General features: G+C 64.7%; 6 protein-coding genes. 3 read left to right on the top strand and 3 right to left on the bottom strand.

Annotation, left to right across the window (positions count from 1 at the left end):
• The 3 genes from GWP04_11615 to GWP04_11605 form a co-directional block, all read left to right on the top strand.
• The coding region (locus GWP04_11615) for a branched-chain amino acid ABC transporter permease (GenBank protein ID NIA26200.1) at positions 1 to 735 on the top strand (735 nt) is incomplete at its 5' end.
• A complete protein-coding gene (locus tag GWP04_11610; GenBank protein NIA26199.1) occupies positions 732 to 1,457 on the top strand; it encodes an ATP-binding cassette domain-containing protein in 726 nt (241 codons plus the stop codon). The genes GWP04_11615 and GWP04_11610, both read left to right, overlap by 4 nt.
• Positions 1,454 to 2,647: a hypothetical protein gene (locus GWP04_11605; GenBank protein ID NIA26198.1), complete on the top strand. Its 1,194-nt coding sequence runs from the start codon at positions 1,454 to 1,456 to the stop codon at positions 2,645 to 2,647. Before GWP04_11610 ends, GWP04_11605 begins: the two co-directional genes overlap by 4 nt.
• Positions 2,648 to 3,019: 372 nt before the next feature.
• On the opposite strand, the gene GWP04_11600 is transcribed toward GWP04_11605, so the two are convergent.
• The 3 genes from GWP04_11600 to GWP04_11590 all read right to left on the bottom strand — a co-directional run.
• Positions 3,020 to 3,928, bottom strand: coding sequence for a hypothetical protein (locus GWP04_11600; GenBank protein NIA26197.1), 909 nt, complete (start codon positions 3,926 to 3,928; stop codon positions 3,020 to 3,022).
• Positions 3,929 to 4,090: 162 nt separating this feature from the next.
• Positions 4,091 to 5,338, bottom strand: coding sequence for an acyl-CoA dehydrogenase (locus tag GWP04_11595; protein NIA26196.1), 1,248 nt, complete (start codon positions 5,336 to 5,338; stop codon positions 4,091 to 4,093).
• A gap of 9 nt (positions 5,339 to 5,347) precedes the next feature.
• On the bottom strand, positions 5,348 to 6,445 hold a 1,098-nt coding region (locus GWP04_11590), incomplete at its 5' end, for an AMP-binding protein (protein NIA26195.1).

Genomic DNA, 6,445 nt, shown 5'->3' with positions numbered 1-6,445 from the left:
GCCTGGCTGGGGGGCATGGAGACGGGACTGTGGGGAGCGATCCTCGCCGCCGTGCTGGTCGCATTGGTCATCGCAGCGTTCACGGGGGCGACCATCTCCAAGATGGAGGACATGGGGCTGGTCATGGCCACTCTGGCGCTGCTGGTCATGATGTATACCGTCTTCTCCAACTGGGATACCGTCACTCGGGGCACCATCGGGATTCTGCGGATCCCAGACCTGGTGAGCACACCGATCGCCCTTGTTGCCGCCGTCATCATCACAGGGGTGGCCCTGCTCTTTTCCGCCTCTCCGATCGGCCTCCGCCTCCAGGCGGTCAGGGAGGACAAGGCCGCAGCCGCCGCCTTGGGGATCTCGGTGGCACGCAGCCGCTTCCTTGGCTGGATGACCAGTGCCGTCCTCATGGGGGCAGGGGCGGCCGTGTGGGCACTGAACAACCTGGCGTTTGGACCGCACCAGTTCTTCTTCGCCCAGACATTCACGCTGTTGTCGATGCTCGTGATTGGCGGGATGTCGTCGGTGTCGGGAGCTGTGATCGGCACGGCGGTGGTCACGGTGCTGGCCGAGATGCTCCGGCCGTTGGAACGGGGATTGACCCTGGGCCCTATCCACCTGAGCGAGCTCCCGGGTGTGATCCAGCTGGCTCTGGCCGCCCTGATCATGGTCGTGCTGATCGTGGCCCCCCAAGGCATCACCGGAGGGCGGGAACTCGGATCGTGGAAGAGGCGCAAATGAGTCTCGTCGTCGACACCGTCACCAAGCACTTTGCGGGCCTCACGGCGCTCAAGGATGTGTCGTTCAGGCTGGACCAGGAGGAGATTCTGGGTGTGATCGGACCCAACGGCTCGGGGAAGACGACCCTCGTCAACGTCACCACCGGGCTCCTCGATCCGGACGGAGGAACCGTGCAGGTCGACGGCCGCGACATGACCGGGGTCGCACCCGACGCCATCGCCAGGGCGGGTGTCGTCCGCACCTTCCAGACGGTCCGTCTGTTCGGCGGTCTCAGCGTGTGGGACAACGTTGCCGCAGTCATTCGCAACCCCGACCGCCCCATCGACGAGGTGGTGGATGAGCATCTCGAGCGTTTGGGTCTCGGCCATCTGGGGTCGACCCCGTCGAGTCACCTCGCCTACGGTCTCCAGCGGCGCCTCGAGATCGCCCGTGCCTTGGCCACCCGCCCCAGGTATCTGCTGTTGGACGAGCCGGCCGCCGGTCTCAACGACGTCGAGTCTGCCGATCTGGAAGAAACCATCAGAGCCATCCCTCATGATCCCCGATGGGGATGTGGGGTCCTGATCATCGACCACGACCTTCGGCTGATCACCTCTCTCTGCGACCGGCTGTTGGTCATGGCCAGCGGGAAGGTGATAGCCGAAGGTCCACCCGAGGAAGTGAGACATCAGCCGCAGGTCGTGGAAGCGTACATAGGAAGAAGGAAGGAGAAGCCAAGATGAGACCTCGCTATGGGATCATCGGCGCGGGCCGTCAAGGTGTCGCCGCCGCCTACGACCTGTGCGTCAGAGGAGAGGCCCAGACCGTCGTCTTCGCCGATCGAGTTCCAGAGACGGGGATGCGGGCGGCGGAGCTCGTCGCCGGTCTCGTCGACGGCGTCGCCGACGTCGACGTTTTGCACCAGACACTCGACGCCACTGATCGAGGCGCGGTGGAAGAGTTCATGGCCCGCTTCGACGTCGTGTTGGGGTCGGCAAGTTGGCGTCTCAACGTGGGGTTGACCGACGCCGCCATCGCCGCCGGCACCCACTTCGCAGACCTCGGCGGCAACGCCGAGGTCGTGTGGGCCCAGTTCGAGGCCGACGAGGCGGCCCGAACGGCCGGCGTGGGCATCGTCCCCGACTGTGGTCAAGTCCCGGGCACCGGAGCCAACCTCATGGCCCATGTGGCCCGGCGCTTCGACGAAGCCGACTCGGTGGTCCTCTACGACGGGGGGATACCCGCCTCCCCGGAGCCGCCCTGGCATTATCGGCTGACCTTCAACATGGATGGTCTGACCAACGAGTACTGGGGTCACGCCCTCTACATCATCGACGGCGAGCAGCGCCCGGTCGAAGTCTTCGACCCGGACGAGTACGAAACCCTCGAGTTCGACCAGTTCGGCACACTCGAGGCCTTTCCCACCTCCGGCGGGTTGACGACCCTCTCCCGTACCCTGGCGGGCAAGATCAAGACACTGAAGAACAAGACCCTCCGCTACCCGGGCCACGCCGCCCAGTTCAAGGCCTTCCGCGATGCGGGCCTCTTCGATGAAGAGCCGATCATGGTCGGGGACACCAAGGTGGTTCCTCGCGAGGTGTTCCATGCGCTCATCGAGCCGAAGATCCGTGCCCCCGAAGACTTCCGGGACGTCGTCGTCAACCGGGTCGTCGGCCTCGGCGTCATCGACGGGAAGGACAACGAGATCATCCTCGATGTGATCAGCTACCCGCCCGAAGACCTTCCCTTCACCGCCATGCAGACGGCGACCGGCTGGCACGCCGCCATCATCATGCACCGGCTCGCCACCGGTCGATGTGGCCCGGGTGTGATCGAAGTGGAGAACGCCATCGACGGAGCCGGCCTCCTGGACGAGTTCAGGCTGCGGGGGTTCCACGTATCGGAGAGAAGACGCCTCCTCGATGACGGGTGATGTCCGGGCCTGCGTCGAGGCCGAGCCTGGCGTCGTCGCGTCGGACAGTGACTTCGTACTCCGCCACTGCGGGCTCTTCGCAGAAGAGCGGGGTCGGTTGATGGTGGGGATGTAACAGGGGACTCTGCTGACGGCAGCCGGCGTTCCGCCTGTGAACCTGTCCGGCTCACAGGGGGAGCTCCAGTCGAGTTCGCCAGGTCGGGCTGGGTGTACTGGTACGAGACGCAATGGTTCCACGGATACCAGGCCGACGTCCCAGCGGCAGAGTTCGAGGACACCGCCATGCCTGATACGCCGACGGTAACCAGTCGGAAGCCAATAAGTAAGGCCCTCGAACAAACCCAGTACGGTTCAGGGAAGCACGAGAGCTGCTCAGTGGAGGAACACCCAGTTGTCTGGGCCCATCGACCATTGGTCGTACTCGGCCTTGTCGGTGGTTGACGAGTTTGCGATGAAGCGTCCGTGGTCGGAACCCGGTTCGCACTGCAGTGGGTTGGCGTCTCGCTCCTCACGGCTGATGATCAGCTCGGATATCGATTCGACACCTCGAGCCTGGTACTCGGCGAAGACGTCGTCGTCGACGAGTTCGAAGAACGATACGAGTGTCTCGTGGTGGTCGACGATCAGCGACACGCCGATCTCTCCCGACGATCCGCCGGCGACCGTGCCCAGCGGCTCACCTGCGGTGAATCGGGACCCCACGGCCAGGCCGTCCACCGCACGCACGTGGAAGAACAGGAAGCTCACCTGCGGATACTCGACCGACTGAAACATGAACTGGACCTCCGGCTCACCGAACGCGTCGGTCGCCTGGCGCATGTCGACCACCTCGCCGTCGACCGGCGCGAAGTAGCCCACCTGTGGCCAGTCCTCCGGCTTCGCCTGCCCGGCCCGTAACTTCTGCCAGAACGCGTCGTCGATCCCGACCGGCTCGAGATAGTGCTTCATGCTGCGGCACGTCTCGCCGGTGCCTTGGCTGAAGTCGTGGCCCACACCGGAACGGAACTTGGAGATCATGGCGATCATCGACAGGTCGATGAAGTTGTGGTGCACGAACCGGGGAGGGTTCGCCGGGTCGAAGGATTGTTGGGCCGGTTGAGTGGTCGCCGGCTGGGACATGGGCGGGGGAGGCGGCAGGATCGGTGCCGCGGTGGTCGTCGTGGCCGCGGTCGTCGTGGTGGTGAGGGCTGTCGTGGTGGGGCTTGCGCCGGCCGGGCCGCACGCCACGCCCAACAGCGCGACGAGTACGAACGGTATCGCTGCGTGGAGGCTCCTCTGCATGAACTGACCTTCCTGTCACCGTTGCATCGACGCGAGACCACTACGTCTTGAGCACAAGGGCCGGCTGGGGAGATGCTGAGGGTGCGGTCTGGGGGAAGATTCTCTACCCCATCGACCTCGGCCAAAGCGCCTCGGCCACTTCCCCTGCCAGGGGAAGAGTCTCTATTCGTAGACCTTCTCGTCGGTGTCGTCTGCGTCGACGGCGTCGGCTTCCCAGTCACGGTAGGTGGCGCCGCGGCCATGGCGGTCGGCGTACTCGCGGTACCACTCGTGCGCGATGATCATGCTCATCACTTCGTTGGTGCCGGTCCAGATCGACGCGAGGCGCAGGTCCCGATAGTGACGCTCGATCGGGTACACGGAGGTGTAGCCGATCCCGCCCATGACCTGCATGGCGTTGTGGACCACCTTCTGGCACGACTCGGTCACGAACTTCTTCGTTTCCGAGATGTACCTGCGGGTCATGCCGGTGTCTGCGCCCTCGTCGACGGCGCGTGCGGTCGTGTACACCATGGACCGTGCGGCGTCGAGCAGCATGGACGCCTCGGCGACCTGAAAGCTGACCCCTTCGAACCGGTTGATCGTCTTGCCGAACGCCTTGCGGCGGGTCGTGTAGCCGCCGGCGACCTCCAGAGCCGCCGTGGCGGGCCCGATGGTCATCGCTGCGGTACCGAGACGTTCGGGGATCATCATCGTGTTGAACACGTGCACCCCACCGTCGACGGTGCCGATCACGTTCTCCTTGGGCACGATCACGTTCTTGAACACGACACGCCCCGCGCCTCCGCCTCGGGAACCCATCAGGTTGTACAGATAATCGACCGTCACCCCTGGGCCCCGATCGACGATGAACGCCGTGATCCCGTCCTGGGGCTTCACGTCGGTGTTCGTCCTCGCGTAGACCAGAAAGAAGTCCGCCCCCTCCGCGCCGACGATGAAGCGTTTCTGCCCGTTGAGCACGAAGTGATCGTCGACCTCGACCGCCGACGTCGTGGTGCCGAAGAAATCGGATCCGCCGCGTGGCTCGGTGAGACCCTCGGCGGCGAAGATCTCGCCCGCCAGCAGCGGCTTGACGTACTTGGCCTTCTGGGCGTCGGTGCCGTGGGTGATGATGGCATCACACACCAGTTCGGCGCCCACCCCGAACGTGCAGGCGAAGATGTAGCCGAGCGTGCCGATCTCCTCCATCACCGCGCACGTCGTCACCCAGTCCATGTCCCGGCCACCCCACTGCTTGGGGAAGCGACAACCCAGCAGGTTGCGACGTCCCGCCTCGGCGAGGAACTCGGTCGGGAAACGGATCTCGTCGCGGTCCATCTTGGTGATCATGTCTTTGGGGACCCACGCGACGAGGTCGCGGGCCTCGTCACGCAGCTTGCGTTGTTCGTCGTTCAATACGAAGTCGTACATGTCGCCTCTTCAGTCTGACGCCGGGTCGGAGTCGAGTTGGGTGCGAAGCCGATACTTCATGACTTTGCCGGTCGGTGTGTATGGCAGCTCGTCGACGAAGCGGAACTCGCGGGGGATCTTGTATTTGGCGAGATGGTCGCCGAGGAACGCCGTGAGGTCGTCTGCGCTCACCGTCGTGTCGGGTTTCGCCACGATCAACGCGAGGACGGTCTCGCCCCACTCGGGATGGGGTTTGGCGATTACCGCGACGCCGGCCACGGCCGGGTGCGACATGATGACGTCCTCCACCTCTTTGGAGTACACGTTCTCGCCGCCGGTCACGATCATGTCCTTGATCCGATCGACGATGTAGAGGTAGCCGTCCTCGTCGACCCTGGCGATGTCGCCGGTGCGGTACCAGCCGTCCTCGAAGGCGGCGCTGGTGGCCTCGGGGTCGTTGTAGTAGCCGACCATCATGGAATCGGCCATGAGCCAGACCTCGCCGACCTCGCCCGCCCTTGCCTCTTCGGTCGTGCTCTTCATCACTTTGACGTTGGCACCCGGCAGCGCGGTGCGACCGATCGAACCGGCCTTGGTGACCTGCTCGGAGGGGAACAGCGCGGTGCCCGAAGGGCCTGCCTCGGTCATCCCATACACCTGGTAGAAACGGTCGCTGCGGTACTTGTCCATCAGCACCCTCGCGTTCTTCGCGTCGATCGGACCGCCGCCGTAGATCCAGGCGTGTATCGACGACAGATCGAACTCGTCGAAGTTGGGCACCATCGCCAGTGGGGCGAGGTAGCTGATCGGGGCACCGAAATAGATGGTGCAACGCTCGTCCTGGACCGCCTCGAGGAAGTGCAGCGGGTGATACTCGCGCAGCAGCACGGTGGTCGCTCCCAGGTACTGCGCAGCCACGAACCAGTTGTTCAGCGGCGACGAATGCCAGATCGGCATCGCCAGCAGCACCCGGTCGTCCTGGGTGTACTGCACGGCCAGGGCGCCGGTGATCCCGGCCATGATGACGTTGCGATGCGAATGCACACAGCCCTTCGGTTTCCCGGTGGTACCCGACGTGTAGAGCAGCTCGGCCATGTCGTCGTCGGCGACCACGACCGGCGACGGGTC

It is taken from the genome of Gammaproteobacteria bacterium (assembly GCA_011682695.1).
Lineage (GTDB): Bacteria > Actinomycetota > Acidimicrobiia > Spongiisociales > UBA4744 > BMS3Bbin01.
The sequence above is the reverse complement of the archived record's forward strand: the minus strand, read 5'-3'. Positions and strand labels throughout refer to the sequence as shown.

Excerpts from the sequence above, each read along its gene's own strand:
- GWP04_11595 (NIA26196.1), bottom strand. The coding sequence starts at position 5,338 with ATGTACGACTTCGTATTGAACGACGAACAACGCAAGCTGCGTGACGAG.
- GWP04_11600 (NIA26197.1), bottom strand. The coding sequence starts at position 3,928 with ATGCAGAGGAGCCTCCACGCAGCGATACCGTTCGTACTCGTCGCGCTG.
- GWP04_11610 (NIA26199.1), top strand. The coding sequence starts at position 732 with ATGAGTCTCGTCGTCGACACCGTCACCAAGCACTTTGCGGGCCTCACG.
- GWP04_11605 (NIA26198.1), top strand. The coding sequence starts at position 1,454 with ATGAGACCTCGCTATGGGATCATCGGCGCGGGCCGTCAAGGTGTCGCC.